The organism is Microvirga terricola (assembly GCF_011777495.1).
GTDB classification, from domain to species: domain Bacteria; phylum Pseudomonadota; class Alphaproteobacteria; order Rhizobiales; family Beijerinckiaceae; genus Microvirga; species Microvirga terricola.
Genome location: NZ_JAATJS010000004.1, coordinates 78,351 through 96,097, shown reverse-complemented (window position 1 = coordinate 96,097; position 17,747 = coordinate 78,351). Strand labels below are relative to the sequence as shown.

Annotated in this window: 15 protein-coding genes, 2 tRNA genes and 1 pseudogene; all 18 read right to left on the bottom strand. The window is 62.7% G+C overall.

All coding sequences use genetic code 11. The features are described from left to right. Position 1: 1 nt before the first annotated feature. A complete protein-coding gene (locus HB375_RS12570; protein ID WP_167673355.1) occupies positions 2–1,513 on the bottom strand; it encodes an NADH-quinone oxidoreductase subunit M in 1,512 nt (503 codons plus the stop codon). Beyond that, positions 1,513–3,546: an NADH-quinone oxidoreductase subunit L gene (gene nuoL / locus HB375_RS12565; RefSeq protein ID WP_167673354.1), complete on the bottom strand. Its 2,034-nt coding sequence runs from the start codon at positions 3,544–3,546 to the stop codon at positions 1,513–1,515. Before nuoL ends, HB375_RS12570 begins: the two co-directional genes overlap by 1 nt. 17 nt (positions 3,547–3,563) lie before the next feature. Beyond that, positions 3,564–3,872 carry an NADH-quinone oxidoreductase subunit NuoK gene (gene nuoK / locus HB375_RS12560; protein WP_167673353.1) on the bottom strand — a complete coding sequence of 103 codons (309 nt, stop codon included), beginning with the start codon at positions 3,870–3,872 and terminating at the stop codon, positions 3,564–3,566. Positions 3,873–3,885: 13 nt separating this feature from the next. Beyond that, positions 3,886–4,500, bottom strand: a complete 615-nt coding sequence (locus HB375_RS12555; protein ID WP_167673352.1) for an NADH-quinone oxidoreductase subunit J — start codon at positions 4,498–4,500, stop codon at positions 3,886–3,888. A 135-nt stretch (positions 4,501–4,635) separates the two neighbouring features. Beyond that, on the bottom strand, positions 4,636–5,124 hold the full coding sequence (gene nuoI / locus HB375_RS12550) for an NADH-quinone oxidoreductase subunit NuoI (protein WP_167673351.1): 489 nt from the start codon (positions 5,122–5,124) through the stop codon (positions 4,636–4,638). Between the two features lie 14 nt (positions 5,125–5,138). Then, entirely contained in the window at positions 5,139–6,164 is a 1,026-nt protein-coding gene (gene nuoH / locus HB375_RS12545; RefSeq protein WP_167673350.1) for an NADH-quinone oxidoreductase subunit NuoH, read from the bottom strand. 11 nt (positions 6,165–6,175) lie between these two features. Further along, positions 6,176–8,254: an NADH-quinone oxidoreductase subunit NuoG gene (nuoG, locus tag HB375_RS12540; RefSeq protein WP_167673349.1), complete on the bottom strand. Its 2,079-nt coding sequence runs from the start codon at positions 8,252–8,254 to the stop codon at positions 6,176–6,178. 10 nt (positions 8,255–8,264) lie between these two features. Then, positions 8,265–9,566: an NADH-quinone oxidoreductase subunit NuoF gene (gene nuoF, locus HB375_RS12535; RefSeq protein ID WP_167673348.1), complete on the bottom strand. Its 1,302-nt coding sequence runs from the start codon at positions 9,564–9,566 to the stop codon at positions 8,265–8,267. A gap of 25 nt (positions 9,567–9,591) precedes the next feature. Further along, positions 9,592–10,275: pseudogene (nuoE, locus tag HB375_RS12530) on the bottom strand (NADH-quinone oxidoreductase subunit NuoE); the annotation flags it as partial. A 116-nt stretch (positions 10,276–10,391) separates the two neighbouring features. Then, positions 10,392–11,582 (bottom strand): NADH-quinone oxidoreductase subunit D, encoded by a 1,191-nt coding sequence (locus tag HB375_RS12525; RefSeq protein WP_167673347.1) that lies wholly within the window; start codon positions 11,580–11,582, stop codon positions 10,392–10,394. Between the two features lie 12 nt (positions 11,583–11,594). Next, a complete protein-coding gene (locus tag HB375_RS12520) occupies positions 11,595–12,197 on the bottom strand; it encodes an NADH-quinone oxidoreductase subunit C (RefSeq protein ID WP_167673346.1) in 603 nt (200 codons plus the stop codon). A gap of 15 nt (positions 12,198–12,212) precedes the next feature. Next, the gene (locus tag HB375_RS12515) at positions 12,213–12,797 is read right to left on the bottom strand and encodes a NuoB/complex I 20 kDa subunit family protein (RefSeq protein ID WP_167673345.1); all 585 of its coding nucleotides are present in this window, start codon (positions 12,795–12,797) and stop codon (positions 12,213–12,215) included. After that, positions 12,788–13,153 carry an NADH-quinone oxidoreductase subunit A gene (locus tag HB375_RS12510; protein ID WP_167673344.1) on the bottom strand — a complete coding sequence of 122 codons (366 nt, stop codon included), beginning with the start codon at positions 13,151–13,153 and terminating at the stop codon, positions 12,788–12,790. Before HB375_RS12510 ends, HB375_RS12515 begins: the two co-directional genes overlap by 10 nt. Before the next feature lie 488 nt (positions 13,154–13,641). Further along, positions 13,642–13,718, bottom strand: a tRNA-Asp gene (locus HB375_RS12505). 466 nt (positions 13,719–14,184) lie between these two features. After that, positions 14,185–14,313, bottom strand: coding sequence for a hypothetical protein (locus tag HB375_RS18425; protein ID WP_281409350.1), 129 nt, complete (start codon positions 14,311–14,313; stop codon positions 14,185–14,187). A 216-nt stretch (positions 14,314–14,529) separates the two neighbouring features. Then, a tRNA-Val gene (locus HB375_RS12500) sits at positions 14,530–14,605 on the bottom strand. Positions 14,606–14,792: 187 nt separating this feature from the next. Continuing rightward, a complete protein-coding gene (locus HB375_RS12495) occupies positions 14,793–15,071 on the bottom strand; it encodes an HU family DNA-binding protein (protein ID WP_167673343.1) in 279 nt (92 codons plus the stop codon). A gap of 197 nt (positions 15,072–15,268) precedes the next feature. Then, the gene (gene lon / locus HB375_RS12490) at positions 15,269–17,695 is read right to left on the bottom strand and encodes an endopeptidase La (RefSeq protein WP_167673342.1); all 2,427 of its coding nucleotides are present in this window, start codon (positions 17,693–17,695) and stop codon (positions 15,269–15,271) included. Between the last annotated feature and the right edge of the window lie 52 nt (positions 17,696–17,747).

Here is a 17,747-nt window from a genome sequence, read left to right as displayed (position 1 = left end):
CTCAGTATGCGGCGAGAGACGCCGTCTTCACGGTTGCGAGCGCGGCCTCGTAGCTCTTCATGAGCAGGTCCGTCGGCGCAGCGAAGGCGTCGAGGATCGGGCCGGGCTGCACGCCGTAATAGATGACGAGCAGGATGAGCGGGGCGAACGTGATCATCTCACGCCGGTTCAGATCGGTGATGTCCTGCAGGGACGGCTTGTCGAGCACGCCGAAGACCACGCGGCGGTAGAGCAACAGCGCGTAAGCCGCCGAGAGGATCACGCCGGTCGCCGCGAAGAACGACACCCAGGTATTGGCCCGGAACGCGCCCATCAGCGACAGGAACTCGCCGATGAAGCCCGACGTGCCCGGCAGGCCGACATTCGCCATGGTGAAGATCATGAACGCGACGGCATAAAGCGGCATCCGGTTCACGAGGCCGCCATAGGCCTTGATCTCACGGGTGTGCATCCGGTCATAGACAACGCCGACGCAGAGGAAGAGCGCGCCCGAGACGAGACCGTGCGACACCATCTGGAACATGGCGCCCTGGATGCCCTGCGGGTTCATGCTGAACAGACCCATGGTGACGAAGCCCATATGCGCCACGGACGAGTAAGCGATGAGCTTCTTCATGTCCTCCTGCACCAGCGCGACGAGCGAGGTGTAGATGATGGCGACGACCGAGAGGGCAAAAACCATCGGCGCGAAATAGACCGAGGCATCCGGGAACATCGGCAGCGAGACTCGGATGAAGCCGTAACCGCCCATCTTCAGGAGGATGCCCGCCAGGATCACCGAGCCTGCGGTCGGCGCTTCAACGTGCGCATCCGGCAACCAGGTGTGGACCGGCCACATGGGCATCTTCACCGCGAACGAGGCGAAGAAGGCGAGCCACAGCCAGGTCTGCAGGTTCGACGCGAACTTGAAGGTCAGGAGCGTCGGGATGTCGGTGGTGCCGGCCGCCCAGTACATCGCCATGATGGCGAGGAGCATCAGAACCGAGCCGAGCAGCGTGTAGAGGAAGAACTTGAAGCTGGCGTAGATGCGCCGCTTGCCGCCCCAGATGCCGATGATGAGGAACATCGGGATAAGGCCTGCTTCGAAGAACAGGTAGAACAGCACGAGGTCCAGCGCCTCGAAGACGCCGATCATGGTCGTCTCGAGCACGAGGAAGGCGACGAAATATTCCTTCACCCGGTGCGTGATCGACTCCCACGAGGCCAGAATGCAGAACGGCATCAGGAACGTGGTGAGCAGGATGAACGGCATGGAGAAGCCGTCCACGCCGAGCTTGAAGCGGATCGTCTCCGCCAGCCACGCATGGGATTCGACGAGTTGGAACGAGGCAGAGCCCGTGTCGAACCGGCCCCAGGCCGCGAGCGACAACAGGAACGTCACGATCGTGGTGGCGAGCGCGGCCCAGCGCGCGTTGGAGCGCGCCGCTTCATCGTCACCGCGCAGCGTGAGGACGAAGGCCGCCCCGACGAGAGGCAGGACGAGGAGGCCGGAGAGAATACCGAACCCGAACATCAATGCGCTCCCTTGAAGAGGTAGTAAGTGACGAGAGCGGCAACGCCGATCAGCATGGCGAAGGCATAGTGGTAGAGGTAGCCCGACTGGACCCGCACCACGCCGCGCGTGACATCGAGAACGCGCGCCGAGATACCGTCAGGCCCAAGCCCGTCGATGATCCGCTGATCACCGCCGCGCCACAGCAGGCGGCCGAGCCAGAATGTGGGCCGCACGAAGATCGCGTCGTAGATCTCGTCGAAATACCACTTGTTGAGCAGAAAGCGGTAGAGGATCGGGTGATCCGCCGCGAGCTGTGCCGGCTTCTTCTTGTCGACAATGTACATGTACACCGAGAGCAGGAAACCCAGGATCATCATGATCGTCGGAAGCAGCGGCACCCAACCCGGCAGGTGGTGCATCTCTTCCAGGATCTTGTTCTGCGGACCGGTGAACAGAGCGCCCTTCCAGAAGTGCTCGTAATCATGGCCGATGAACGCGCTCTGGAACACGAAGCCGGCGATGACCGCGCCGATGGCGAGAACCAGCAGCGGGAGCAGCATGACGAGCGGGCTCTCATGCGGGATCAGCGGGCCGTGACCGTGGCCATGGTCGTCATGAGCATGGGCATGGGTCGCGTCGTGACCGGCCGCATCGTGCTCCGCGCCCTCATGACTGCCGTCCACATGGCCGGAAGCATGCGCCTCCCAACGGGCGCTGCCCTCGAAGGTCATGAAGAACAGGCGCCAGGAGTAGAACGAGGTCATGAACGCCGCGATCACCGTCGCCAGGAAGGCGAAGTTGCCCGCCGAGCTGCGCGCCGCGAAAGCGGCCTCGATGATGGCGTCCTTCGAGTAGTAGCCCGCCGTAAACGGGAACCCGGTGAGCGCCAGCGTGCCGATGGCCATCATCGCCGTAGTGAACGGGATGTATTTGCGCAGCGCGCCCATGTTCCGCATGTCCTGCTCATGGTGCATCGCGTGGATGACCGAGCCGGCGCCCAAGAAGAGCAGAGCCTTGAAGAAGGCGTGGGTGAACAGATGGAACACGCCAGCCGAGTAAGCGCCGACGCCGAGCGCGACGAACATGTAGCCGAGCTGCGAACAGGTCGAGTAGGCGATCACGCGCTTAATGTCGTTCTGCACGAGGCCGACGGTCGCCGCAAAGAAGGCGGTGATGCCGCCGATGACGGTGACGACAGTGAGCGCGGCAGGCGCATATTCGAAGACCGGCGACAGGCGCGCGACCATGAACACGCCCGCGGTCACCATGGTGGCGGCGTGGATGAGCGCTGAAACCGGGGTCGGGCCTTCCATCGCGTCCGGCAACCAAGTGTGGAGCAGGAACTGCGCCGACTTACCCATCGCGCCCATGAAGAGCAGCAGGCAGGCGATGGTCAGCGCGTGCCATTCGATGCCGAGGAAGTGGAACTTCGCGGCCTCGAACTCCGCAACGCGCGGGAAAATCTGGTCGAAGGTGACGCCGCCGAACAGCACGAACAGGGTGAAGATGCCGAGCAGGAAGCCGAAGTCGCCCACGCGATTGACGATGAACGCCTTCATAGCGGCCGCGTTGGCCGATTCCTTCTGGTACCAGAAGCCAATGAGCAGATAGCTCGCCAGACCCACGCCTTCCCAGCCGAAGAACATCTGGACCAGGTTGTCCGCCGTCACCAGCATGAGCATGGCGAAGGTGAAGAGCGACAGATACGCGAAGAAGCGCGGACGGTGCGGGTCCTCGTGCATGTACCCGATGGAGTAGAGGTGCACGAGGGCCGACACCGTGTTCACCACCACCAGCATCATGGCGGTGAGCGTGTCGATCCTGAGCGCCCAGTCGACGTTCAGGCTGCCAACCGACATCCACTGCGCCACCTGCACCCGGGTCGCACCCGAGCCGAAGCCGACCTGGATGAACGCCACCCAGGACAGGGCGGCGGCGATGAGGAGCAGAACCGTCGTGACGAGCTCACTCGGACGCGATCCGATGAACCGCCCGAACAGGCCTGCGATGAGGAAGCCGACGAGCGGCAGGAAGACGATTGCGTAATACATGATCGATCCGGACGGGCTTAGCCCTTCATCATATTGACGTCTTCAACCGCGATGGAGCCGCGATTGCGGAAGAAGACCACAAGAATGGCAAGGCCGATGGCCGCCTCCGCCGCAGCGACCGTCAAGATCAGCAGCGCGAAGACCTGGCCGACGATGTCGTTCAGGGTGGTCGAAAAAGCCACCATGTTGATGTTGACCGCGAGCAGGATCAGCTCGACCGACATCAGAATGACGATCACGTTCTTCCGGTTGATGAAGATGCCGAACACGCCGAGCGTGAACAGCACGGCGGCGACGGTGAGATAGTGGCTCAGGCCGATGACCATCCGAACGTCTCCTTTAGATGCCTTGGCGGAAGGGAACCTTCCGCACCTCAACCGCAGTTTCCGGGGTGCGCGCGTTCTGCCTCGCGATGTTCTGGCGCTTCACGCCGACGCGCTCGCGCAGGGTCAGAACGATGGCGCCGATCATCGCCACCAGAAGGATCAGGCCCGCCGCCTGGAAGAAGAAGAAATAACGGGTGTAGAGCACATGCCCGAGCGCCTCGGTGTTGGTCATGACCGAGGTCGGCGGAATCGGCACCATCGGCGTGCGCACGAGACCGGGGTCGATCACATAGGCACCGATGACGAGGATCAGCTCCAGCAGGAACACGACGCCGATCAGCGCGCCGACGGGCAGATATTGCAGGAAGCCCTGGCGCAGCTCAGCGAAGTCCACGTCGAGCATCATGGTCACGAAGAGGAAGAGCACCGCGACCGCGCCCACGTAGACGATGACCAGGATCATCGCCAGGAACTCGGCTCCCATCATCAGAAACAGCCCGGCCGCGTTGACGAAGGCCAGGATGAGGAAGAGCACCGACTGCACGGGATTGCGCGACGCGATCACCATGAAGCCGGAGGCGATGGTGAGGGTCGCGAAGAGATAGAAGAAGGCGGCGGTAACCGTCATGCTCAAACTCAAGCCGCAAGAAGCGGCCCCTTCCGACGTGGCGCCGTTTTAAACGGCGGCCTGTCTATAGTTTCCGAACCCGGCAGGAACAACCCGCCGGATATGTTTGCCCCCTGCCCTCGCGGGCCGGGAAAATTACCGGTACGGCGCGTTCTTCGCGATGTTCTTCGCGATTTCACGCTCCCACCGGTCGCCGTTCGCAAGCAGCTTCGCCTTGTCGTAATAAAGCTCCTCGCGGGTCTCGACCGAGAACTCCAGGCTCGGGCCTTCCACGATGGCGTCCACCGGGCAGGCTTCCTGGCACAGGCCACAATAGATGCACTTCACCATGTCGATGTCGTAGCGCGTCGTGCGGCGTGTGCCGTCGTTGCGGCGCGGACCGGCTTCGATGGTGATGGCCTGCGCCGGGCAGATCGCTTCGCAAAGCTTGCAGGCGATGCAGCGCTCTTCGCCGTTCGGGTAGCGGCGCAAAGCGTGCTCGCCACGGAAACGCGAGCCGCGATGGCTCAGCTCGAAAGGATAGTTGATCGTCGCCTTCGGCTTGAAGAAGTAGCGCATGGCCAGGATGAAGCCCGACACGAACTCCTTCAGAAGAAGCGACTTGGCGGCCTGATCGAGTCTCATGGGTCGACCTTTCCTTAGACCATGCCCGGCGCGCGGCCGGTCACCATCAGCGCCGCTGCGACGATGATGACCATCGCAAGCGAGAGCGGCAGAAACACCTTCCACCCCAAGCGCATCAGCTGGTCATAGCGGTAGCGCGGCACCATGGCCTTCGCCATGGCGAAGAGGAAGAACAGGAAGCTGGCCTTCAGGATGAACCAGATCACGCCCGGCACCCAGGTGAAGGGCGCGAACGGAATAGGCGAGAGCCAGCCGCCGAGGAACATGATGGTGCCGAGTGCGCACATGGTCATCATCGCCACGTATTCGCCGAGCATGAAGAGCAGGTACGGGGTCGAGGAATATTCGACCATGTAGCCGGCGACCAGCTCCGACTCCGCTTCCGGCAGGTCGAAGGGCGGGCGGTTCGTCTCGGCCAGCGCCGAGATGAAGAACACCACGAACATCGGGAAGAGCGGCAGCCAGTACCAGCCCAGAATGCCGAGGCTCGAATTCTGCGCCTCGACGATCTTCGTCAGGTTCAGGGTGCCCGCGCACATGAGCACGGTCACGATGATGAAGCCGATGGAGACCTCGTAGGACACCATCTGCGCCGCCGAGCGCAGTGCACCGAGGAAGGGATACTTCGAGTTCGAAGCCCAGCCGCCCATGATGACGCCGTAAACGCCGAGCGATGAGATCGCGAAGATGTAGAGAATGCCCACATTGATGTCGGCAATCGCCCAGCCCGCATTGAGCGGAATGACCGCCCAGGCGGCGAGCGCCAGCGTACACATCACCAGCGGAGCGAGCAGAAACATCGCCTTGTTGGCGGGAGCCGGGATGACCGGCTCCTTGAACACGAATTTCAGAAGATCCGCGAAGGACTGAAACAGACCCCAGGGACCGACAACGTTCGGACCGCGGCGCAACTGCACCGCCGCCCAGATCTTGCGGTCGGCGAGAAGCGCATAGGCGATGAAGATAAGCAGCGCGACGAGCATGAGCACGCTCTTGCCCAGCATGATCGCGACCGAGAGGAGAATATCTCCGAGTTCCATATCGCTTCCTCTTACTCGGCCGCTTCGAGCTTCAGGCCACGGGCGAGTGCCGAGCACTCGGCCATGACGCCGGACGCGCGAGCGATCGGGTTCGTCAGGTAGAAATCACCCACCGGGCTCTTGAAGCCCTCGCGACCCGGCGTGCCGCCGACCGCCGCTAGAGCCTTCACCGCCGCTGCGACATCAGCCGGAACGACGCTATCGACACCGGCCAGATGCGGAACCTCCGCATAGAGCTTGGCGCGCAGGGCATTGAGCGAGTCGAACGGCAGGCGCTGGCCGAGCACGTCGGACAGGGCGCGCAGGATCGCCCAATCCTCACGGGCCTCGCCCGGCGGGAACGCCGCGCGGTTGCCCATCTGTACCCGGCCTTCGGTGTTCACGTAGGTGCCGGACTTTTCCGTGTAGGTCGCGCCCGGCAGGATCACGTCGGCGCGGTGCGCGCCACGGTCGCCATGGGTGCCCTGGTAGATCACGAAAGTGCCCGGAGCGATGTCGATCTCGTCCGCGCCGAGGTTGAACAGCACGTCGACGCCGCCCTTCGCCATCTCCTGTGCGCTCAGGCCGCCCTCACCCGGCACGAAGCCGAGATCGAGCGCGCCGACGCGGGACGCGGCGGTGTGGAGGATCGAGAAGCCGTTCCAGCCCTCGGTGATCGCGCCGATGTTCTGCGCGACCTGCGCCGCGAGCGAGAGCACCGCGAGGCCGTCGGGATGCGACAGAGCGCCCTGCCCCACGATGATCAGCGGACGCTGAGCGTTTTTGAGCTTCTCCGCGAAGCTGCCGCGACCGGCGAGAATGTCCGCCAGCGTCTCAGGGCCCGCGCCGAGATAATCGTAATCGTAGGTGAGACCCGCCTTCTCGCCGATCACGCCGATGGGCATGGGCGCCGTGCGCCAGCGCTTGCGGATGCGCACGTTGACGAGCGAGCCCTCGATGCGCGGGTTCGATCCGACGATGAGGATCGCATCCGCATCTTCGATGCCCGCGATGGTCGAGTTGAAGAGATACGACGCGCGGCCATAAGCCGGCGAAAGCGCCGTGCCATCCTGGCGACCGTCGATGTTCTTCACGCCAAGGCTCTGCATGAGGGCCTTCAGCGCGTACATGTCTTCAACCGCAGCGAGATCGCCGGCGATCGCGCCGATGCGCTTCGCATTCGTGCCCTTCACGCGGTTGGCGATGACGCTGAACGCCTCCTGCCACGTGGCCGGACGCAGGCGCCCGTTCTCACGCACGAAAGGACGGTCGAGGCGCTGGAGGCGCAGGCCGTCGACGATGTGGCGGGCCTTGTCGGTGATCCACTCCTCGTTCACCGCCTCGTTCACGCGCGGCAGAATGCGCATGACCTCGCGGCCACGGGAGTCGACACGGATCGCGGAACCGACCGCATCGGTCACGTCCACGGAATCGGTCTTCGACAATTCCCACGGACGGTAGTGGAAGGCTTCCGGCTTGTGGGTCAGTGCGCCGACGGGGCAGAGATCCGCCACGTTGGACTGCAGCTCGGAGCCCAGAGCCTTTTCGAGATAGCTCGTGATCTCCATGTCCTCGCCGCGCCAGATCGCGCCGAGATCCGGCACGCCTGCCACTTCAGTGGTGAAGCGGATGCAGCGGGTGCAGTGAATGCACCGGTTCATGGAGGTTTTCACCAGCGGGCCGAGATCCTTGTCCGGCACCGCGCGCTTGTTCTCGTGATAGCGGCTGGTGTCGACGCCGTAGGCCATGGCCTGATCCTGCAGGTCGCACTGGCCGCCCTGGTCGCAGATCGGGCAATCGAGCGGGTGGTTGATGAGGAGGAACTCCATCACCCCTTCGCGCGCCTTCTTGACCGTCGCGGACTTGGTCGACACTTCCGGCGGCTCGCCGTTCGGGCCGGGACGGCAATCGCGAACGCCCCAGGCGCAGGACGCGACCGGCTTCGGCGCGCCCTTCACCTCGACAAGGCACATGCGGCAATTGCCGGCGATGGACAAACGCTCATGGAAGCAGAAACGCGGAACTTCCGCACCAGCAGCCTCGGCCGCCTGGAGCAGCGTGTATTCCGGCGGAACGTCTACCTCAACGCCATCTACGATGATCTTGGCCATCTTAAATCTCTCACTCCGCCGCCATCATCACGGGCTCAGAATGCGGGTTCGCCGCGTAGTCGTCGATGCGCTTCTCGATCTCGTGCCGGAAGTGGCGGATGAGACCTTGCACCGGCCACGCCGCCGCATCGCCAAGCGCGCAGATGGTGTGGCCTTCGATCTGGGTCGAGACTTCGAGCAGCATGTCGATTTCGCGCTTCTGGGCGCGGCCTTCCGCCATGCGGGTCAGCACGCGCCACATCCAGCCGGTGCCTTCACGGCACGGCGTGCACTGGCCGCAGCTCTCGTGCTTGTAGAAGTACGAGATGCGGGTGATGGCACGCACGATGTCGGTGGACTTGTCCATCACGATCACCGCCGCGGTGCCAAGGCCCGAGCGCAGGCCGCGCAGGGTATCGAAATCCATGTAGGCGTCCATGATCTGGTCCGCCGGAACACATGGCACCGAGGAACCGCCGGGGATCACCGCCAACAGGTTGTCCCAGCCGCCCCGAATGCCGCCGCAATGGGTGTCGATCAGCTCGCGGAAGGTAATGCCCATGGCCTCTTCCACGTTGCAGGGCTTGTTCACATGGCCCGACACGCAGAAGAGCTTGGTGCCCACGTTGTTGGGGCGGCCGATGCTGGAGAACCAAGACGCGCCGCGACGCAGGATTTCGCCCGCGACGGCAATCGATTCCACGTTGTTCACCGTCGTCGGGCAGCCATAGAGGCCCATATTCGCCGGGAACGGAGGCTTCAGGCGCGGCATGCCCTTCTTGCCCTCCAGGCTCTCGAGAAGCGCCGTCTCCTCGCCGCAGATGTAAGCACCCGCGCCGTGGTGGAGATAGAGATCGAGGGGATAGCCGTGGATGTTGTCCTTGCCGATCAGCTTGGCCTCATAGGCCTCGTCGATGGCGCGCTGGAGCGCATGCTTTTCGGTGATGTACTCGCCGCGAATGTAGATGTAGGCCGCGTTCGCGTTCATGGCGAAAGACGCGATCAGGCAGCCCTCGATGAGAAGATGCGGATCGTGCCGCATGATCTCGCGATCTTTACAGGTGCCGGGCTCGGACTCGTCCGCGTTGACGACGAGGTAGCTCGGGCGGCCGTCCGACTGCTTGGGCATGAAGGACCACTTCATGCCGGTCGGGAAGCCCGCGCCGCCGCGCCCGCGAAGGCCCGACTTCTTCATCTCGTCGATGATCCAATCGCGGCCCTTTTCGAGCAGGAACTTGGTGCCGTCCCACGCGCCGCGCATCTTCGCGGCCTTCAGGTCCGGCGAGTGCAGGCCGTAGAGGTTGGTGAAAATGCGATCCTTGTCCTGAAGCATCTGTCTTTCCTCCTCAGGACTTCTTCTCGGTGGCGGTGTCGGCGGGCTTCACCGCTTCTTCCTCGAAGCGCTTGCGCCACGCGCCGATGCGCGAGCCATCGTAAAGCGACGGGTCGGTCAGGGTCTTGATGGCGTCCTGCGGCTCGGAAGCGCGGCGACCATTCTGCGGCCCCTTCTTCACGGGACGTCCGGCGGCGAGATCATCGAGCAGCTTCTCGAAGTTTTCGACCGTCAGGTCCTCGTAATAGTCGTCGTTGATCTGCACCATCGGCGCGTTGCAGCACGCGCCCAGGCACTCGACTTCGAGCCAGGAGAAATTGCCGTCAGCAGTGACGTGGTTCTGCTCGCCGACGCGGCGCTCCAGAACCTTTTTGATGTCGCCCGCGCCGCGCAGCTGGCACGGTGTCGTGCCGCAGAACTGGATGAAGTATTTTCCGACCGGCTCGAGGTTGAACATCGTGTAGAAGGTCGCCACCTCCATGACACGGATGTCCGGCATGTCGAGCTTCGCGGCGACCGCTTCGATGGCCTTCTGCGGCAGCCAGCCGCCGGCCTGCTCCTGCGCCCGCCACAACAGCGGGATCACCGCCGAGGCCTGGCGGCCGGGCGGGTATTTGGCGATCTGCTGATCCGCGAAAGCTTCGTTCTCGGGCGAGAACTTGAAGCTCTTGGGCTGGATCTCTTCAGGCGCGAGCTTACGAACGGCCATACATTCTTCTCCTCATCGTCATGGCCGAGCAACGCCCGGCCATTCACGACTTGAACCCTTCCACCACGCTCCAAAAGCGTGGATGCCGGCCCCGCAACCGGGCCCGGCAAAAATCCTTAGCGATCGACCTCGCCGAACACGATGTCAATCGAGCCGAGAATGCCCGCGACGTCGGCCAGCATGTGGCCGCGGCACAGGAAATCCATGGCTTGCAGATGCGCGAAGCCGGGAGCGCGGATCTTGCAGCGATACGGCTTGTTGGTGCCGTCCGCGACGAGATACACGCCGAACTCGCCCTTCGGCGCTTCGACGGCGGCGTAAACATCACCCGCCGGCACGTGGAAGCCTTCCGTGTAGAGCTTGAAGTGATGGATCAGCGCTTCCATGGAGCGCTTCATGTCCTTGCGGAACGGCGGCGAAACCTTGCCGTCGTGCGTGGTGACCGGGCCCTTGCCCGCCGGCTCGCGGAGCTTGGCGACGCACTGCCTCATGATGCGCACGGATTGGCGCATCTCTTCCATGCGGATGACCTGACGGTCGTAGTTGTCGCAATTCTTGCCGACGGGGATGTCGAACTCCATCTCCTCGTAGCACTCGTAGGGCTGCGCCTTGCGCAGATCCCACGCCGCGCCGGAGCCGCGCACCATGACGCCTGAGAAGCCCCACTTCCAGCAATCCTCTAGCGTCACGACGCCGATATCAACGTTGCGCTGCTTGAAGATGCGGTTGCCGATGACGAGTTCGTCGAGATCGTCGAGCACCTTCAGGAACGGATCGCAAAACGCCTCGATGTCGTCGATCAGTTCGGGCGGCAGGTCCATGTTGACGCCGCCGGGCCGGATGTAATTGGCGTGCATGCGCGCGCCGGAAGCGCGCTCATAGAAGACCATCAGCTTCTCACGCTCCTCGAAGCCCCACAGGGGGGGCGTGAGCGCGCCGACGTCCATGGCCTGCGTCGTCACGTTGAGAAGGTGCGAGAGCAGACGGCCGATCTCGGAGTAAAGCACGCGAATGAGCTGCGCGCGGCGCGGAACCTCGAGGCCGAGAAGCTTTTCGACCGCGAGGCAGAAGGCATGCTCCTGGTTCATCGGCGCGACATAGTCGAGCCGGTCGAAATAAGGAGTCGCCTGCGTATATGTCTTGTACTCGATCAGCTTCTCGGTGCCGCGATGCAGCAGACCGATATGCGGATCGACACGCTCGACGACCTCGCCGTCCAGCTCCAGCACGAGGCGCAACACGCCGTGCGCCGCCGGGTGCTGCGGGCCGAAGTTGATCGAGAAGTTGCGGATATTATGCTCGCCCATGGGCCGCCCGCCTTATGCCTTGGCCTTCTCGTCGCCGGGCAGCACGTAGTCTGTGCCTTCCCAGGGCGAGAGGAAGTCGAAGTTGCGGAATTCTTGATTGAGCTTCACCGGCTCATAGACCACGCGGCCTTGAGCATCGTCGTAGCGAACTTCGACGAAGCCGGTCAGCGGGAAGTCCTTGCGGAGCGGGAAGCCCTCGAAGCCGTAATCGGTCAGAATGCGGCGCAGATCCGGATGGCCGGAGAAGAGAATGCCGTAGAGGTCGTAGGCCTCGCGCTCGAACCAGTTCGCCGCCGGGAAAATATCGATCAGCGACGGAACGGGCGTCACCTCGTCCGTCTCCACCTTCACGCGGATGCGGCGGTTATGGTGAGGAGCGAGGAAGTGGTACACCACATCGAAGCGCTTCTCGCGCGAGGGATAATCCACGCCGCAGATGTCGATGAAGGAGATGAACCGGCACTGCGGGTCGTCCCGCAGGAAGGTGACCGCGCGCAGGATATCCGCGCCGCGGACCGTGACGGTCAGCTCGCCATAGGCAATCGCGCGGTCCGTCACCGCCTCGCCGAGGGACGAGGCGATATGGTCGCTCAAAGCTTGGAGCTCAGCACTCATGAGAATGATCCTCGCTCAGCGCTCAATCGTGCCGGTACGGCGGATTTTCTTCTGCAGCAGCAGCACACCGTAAAGCAGCGCCTCTGCGGTCGGCGGGCAGCCTGGAACGTAGATGTCGACGGGCACAATGCGGTCGCAGCCGCGCACCACCGAATAGGAATAGTGGTAGTAGCCGCCGCCATTGGCGCAGGAGCCCATGGAGATCACGTAGCGCGGCTCCGGCATCTGGTCATAGACCTTGCGGAGCGCGGGAGCCATCTTGTTGGTCAGCGTGCCCGCCACGATCATCACATCCGACTGACGCGGGCTGGCGCGCGGGGCGAAGCCGAAGCGCTCGACATCGTAGCGCGGCATGGAGAGCTGCATCATCTCGACCGCGCAGCAGGCGAGACCGAAGGTCATCCACATCAGCGAGCCGGTGCGGGCCCAGTTGATGAGGTCCTCGGTGGAGGTGATGAGGAAGCCCTTGTCGGCCAGCTCGTCCTTGATCGAGAGAAAGTAAGGATCGTTCGCGCCGACTGGCTGCCCCGTGGCAGGATCGAGAGCGCCAACCGGGCTCGGAGCGACGAGGGTCGCGCGGGTGTCAGTGATCAATCCCATTCCAGAGCCCCCTTCTTCCACTCATAAACGAAGCCGACCGTCAGCACGCCGAGGAAGATCATCATCGAGCCGAAGCCGAACCAGCCGAGCTTTCCGAACGTGATCGCCCACGGGAACAGGAACGCCACTTCCAGGTCGAAGATGATGAAGAGAATGGCGACCAGATAGAAGCGCACATCGAACTTCATGCGGGCGTCATCGAAGGCATTGAACCCGCACTCGTAAGCCGACAGCTTTTCCGTATCGGGGCGGCTGTAGGCGACGATGAACGGCGCCACGAGCAGCGCCAACCCGATCACGAGCGCAACGCCGATAAAGATGACGAGAGGCAGGTAGTCGGCGAGGAGATTCGTCATACGACACCTAAAGGAACGGAGCACGGCGGAACCGCCGGCGGCAACCCATGCATTTAAGCCGCAAAGGACCCCCAAAGGGACCCTGCGGAAAATCAAGAATTGTGGCCGGAGGCTTACCGGAGTTCCCCTGCCCTGACAAGTGTTTGCGGGGTCGCAAAAGAATGTTTCCAAACTGGGATTTAGGCGCAGGTTCGTGGGGCTTTTTTCGGGTCGTTTCAACGCCCTCGGCCCGCGATTGGCGACAAACTTGGTGCCCGGCCTTCGCCAAAAGGCCACGCAGTCGCCAAACATTGGTCATCCGCACCATGCGCCGACCTCCGGCCAAGCCTGCGTGGCGCGCACATTCGTGTGAGGAGCACCGGAGCCGGCGCGCGCTGCGACGCTTGCAGGATAGAATCGGCCTAGTCGAGCGGCCCTGCAGACGTGACGAAGCAGCGGATGCCCAACGGGCATCGTCAGTGTTTTTTCAGATCTTTGAGGGAGAAAAGTGGCGCGGGCGACGGGGCTCGAACCCGCGACCTCCGGCGTGACAGGCCGGCACTCTAACCAACTGAGCTACGCCCGCGCATTGTACCGCCGAGGCGGTTTTGGGCAACCGCCGAAGCGGTGTGGGGGCGGTTTAAGGGGGCCTCAGACCCCTGTCAAGCGCTCTGTACGTTCCTTGTGAAAATAGTGTCCGAAGCGCGAAGCTCGCGGGCGAAGAACCGTTCGATTTGCGGGAATCTTGAGAGCGAGACGCAGATCCAAATTCAAACCGCGCCTGCTTCGCGTTTTCCAAGCCGAGCCCTCGCGCCTACTCGGCCGCAGGGAATGGCTCGAATCGAGAAGGACAGTCTCTCTGGAAACATCCCCTGCCCCGCTTCGGACAAAAAGAAAGGGCCGCCGGTGAGGGCGACCCGAATTCAGGGAAAACTTCAGAGGAACAACGCCGCCGATTAACGCGGTGTCTCACCTTTAATATGCTTCATAGTCGAGGATTGTCAGGCCCGCTTCTCGAACGCTGGTATTCGCTCAGCGCATGGATTCGCCGATCAGCCCAGAATGACGCTCGGTTTCGAGAGAGACTTGATCTGGTTCGGGAACTTGAAGACCCGAATGATTGGGGGCGCCACGAGGCAAATAAACGATCCGATCACCAATCCGACGAGCACCGTAACCATGGCAACCTCCCTGTCACCGAGGCATCCAGCGTGCTCCCAAGCCGTCAATGAAGGCTTAACGGCAGAAAGCCTGGTCCCCGCGTCCCGACTCGCCGTTTTCAGCGGCAGGCGTCACACAGGCTCAGCGTTACGTCGCAGGCTTTCGCGAGCCTTGCACGGACGTCTCGTGGTCCAGGGGCATTGAGCAGGCGACATCTCAGGGGGGAGGCAGGGAAATGGTGGGCGGTGACGGGCTCGAACCGCCGACCCTCTCGGTGTAAACGAGATGCTCTACCAACTGAGCTAACCGCCCTGACCTGCCCTCACATAAAAAGAGAAGGCCGACAACGCAAGCGCGGTCGGCCCTCTTTGGAGCAAAATCGGCAAGAACCAACGTCCCCTCGATCCGCTCCGGTCTCCCATCCCTGCATGATAAAAGCGGAAAACAGGTTTCCGCTCTATCCATCACGCAAAAGACGCAAGGATCGCTGAAAAAGCGATTACTTGCCGTTCACGGCTTCCTTCAGGCCCGCGCCAGCGCGGAACTTCGGGGTCTTCGAGGCCGGGACCTTCACCTTCTCACCGGTGCGCGGGTTACGCGCTTCGCCGGCGGCGCGGTTGGTCACCACGAACGTGCCGAAGCCAACGATCTTGACTTCGTCGCCCTTCTTCAGAGCGCCCGTGATGGCATCGATGGCGGCGTCGATCGCCTCACCAGCCTGGCCACGGGTCAGACCCACCTTATCGGCGACGGCCGCAACGAGCTCGCCTTTATTCATCTTCAATACCTCCAGTGATCACGGCAGCGTCAAAGGTCTCGCGCCGCCGTTTCAGGGACCATCCGTGTGGCGCAAAGCTTGTCGGTACGCAACCCCCGAAACGGCTGAAATGAGCCATTTTCTGACATTCCACATCAAAAAAAATGCCCCCGGATTCACCATCCGGGGGCATTTTCGTAAGTGACGTTGCGTCAGGTTTAGTGCGCGATCACGCCGACCGAATCGTCCTCAGGCGGCGCCCCCTTCGGAGTGGGCATCGCGGCCTCGTCCCACTCGATGGGTTCGGGCATCCGCACCAGGGCGTGCTGCAGCACCTGATCCATCATGGAGACGGGAACGATCTCCAGGCCGTTCTTCACGCTGGTCGGAAGATCAGCCAGGTCCTTCACGTTCTCTTCCGGAATCAGAACCTTCTTGATTCCACCCCGGAGCGCGGCCAGAAGCTTTTCCTTCAATCCGCCGATGGGAAGCACCCTGCCCCGCAGCGTCACCTCGCCCGTCATGGCGACGTCGCGGCGAACCGGGATGCCGGTGATGACAGAGACGATAGCGGTCGCCATCGCGATACCGGCCGAGGGACCATCCTTCGGTGTCGCGCCTTCGGGCACGTGCACGTGGATGTCCTTGCGGTCGAACATGGGCGGCTCGACGCCGAAATCGACAGCACGAGAGCGGACATAAGACGCCGCCGCCGAGATCGATTCCTTCATGACGTCACGCAGGTTGCCGGTGACGGTCATCTTGCCCTTGCCCGGCATCATGATGCCTTCGATGGTAAGGAACACGCCGCCGACTTCCGTCCAGGCCAGACCGGTGACCGCGCCGACCATGTCCTCGGTTTCTACCTCGCCGTAGCGATAGCGCGGAGGCCCAAGGAAGTCGGGCAGGTTCGCGGTCGTAACCTCGACCTTCGCGACTTTGGAGATGAGGATCTGCTTCACGGCCTTGCGGATGAGGTTTGCCAGTTCGCGCTCGAGGTTACGCACGCCTGCTTCGCTGGTGTAGCGACGGATGAGCATGAGCAGTGCCTCGTCGTCGATGGCCCACTCCTTCTCCGCCAGACCATGCTTCTTCATGGCCGAGGGAATCAGGTGCGTGCGGGCGATCTCGGCCTTCTCTTCCTCGGTGTAACCCGCGATGCGGATCACCTCCATGCGGTCGAGAAGCGGCGCCGGGATGTTCATCGTGTTGGCGGTCGTCACGAACATCACGTTCGAGAGGTCGTAATCGACTTCAAGGTAATGGTCGTTGAACGTGTTGTTCTGCTCAGGGTCCAAAACCTCGAGCAACGCCGCCGACGGATCGCCGCGGAAGTCCATGCCCATCTTGTCGATCTCGTCGAGCAGGATGAGCGGGTTGGACGTCTTTGCCTTACGCATCGACTGGATGATCTTGCCGGGCATCGAGCCGATGTAGGTGCGGCGGTGACCGCGGATCTCGGACTCGTCGCGCACGCCGCCGAGCGACATGCGCACGAACTCACGCCCCGTGGCCTTCGCGATGGACTTGCCGAGCGAGGTCTTGCCGACGCCCGGAGGGCCGACGAGGCACAGGATCGGACCCGTGAGCTTGTTGGCGCGCTGCTGCACGGCGAGATACTCGACGATGCGTTCCTTGACCTTCTCCAGGCCGTAGTGATCCGCATCGAGCAGATCCTGAGCAGCCTTCAGATCCTTCTTCATCTTCGAGCGGCGAGCCCACGGAATGCCGAGCAACCAGTCGAGATAATTGCGCACGACGGTCGCTTCCGCGGACATGGGCGACATCTGGCGGAGCTTCTTCAGCTCGCCCAGCGCCTTCTCGCGGGCCTCCTTCGTGAACTTGGTCTTTTCGATCTTGTCTTCCAGTTCGGCCAGCTCGTCGCGACCTTCATCGTCGCCGAGCTCCTTCTGGATCGCCTTCATCTGCTCGTTGAGGTAGTACTCGCGCTGCGTCTTCTCCATCTGACGCTTCACGCGGGTGCGAATCCGTTTCTCGACCTGAAGCACGGAGATTTCACTCTCCATGAGGCCGAGCACCTTCTCGAGCCGCTGGGCGACGGTCGGGATTTCGAGGATCGCCTGCTTGTCGGCGATCTTGATGGCGAGATGCGAAGCGATCGTGTCGGCGAGTTTCGCCGGATCGTCGATCTGGGTCACGGCGGAGACGACCTCCGGCGAAACCTTCTTGTTCAACTTCACATAATTCTCGAACTCGGACACGACGGAGCGTGCGAGCGCTTCCGCCTCGATCTGGTCGCCTAGCGCGTCGGGCAGAGCGACGGCTTCCGCCTCGTAATATTCGTCAGTCCGGGTGTAATCCTTGACCTCGGCGCGGCTCGCGCCCTCCACCAGCACCTTCACGGTGCCGTCGGGCAGCTTCAGGAGCTGAAGCACGCTCGCCAGGGTGCCCACCTTGTAGATGGCGTCGGTGCTGGGGTCGTCGTCCGTGGCGTCGATCTGCGTCGCCAACAGGATGTGACGGTCCCCCTTGACCACTTCCTCGAGCGCGCGGATCGACTTTTCGCGGCCGACGAAGAGCGGCACGATCATGTGCGGAAAGACGACGATGTCGCGAAGAGGCAGAACCGCATAGGTTCCGGTCGAGCCTGGAACGACAGGCTGACGTGGCTTCGATTGTGTCATGAGACGCATCCTTTCGACTGCGTCCGAAAAACCCCTCTGATGAGCGGGATCG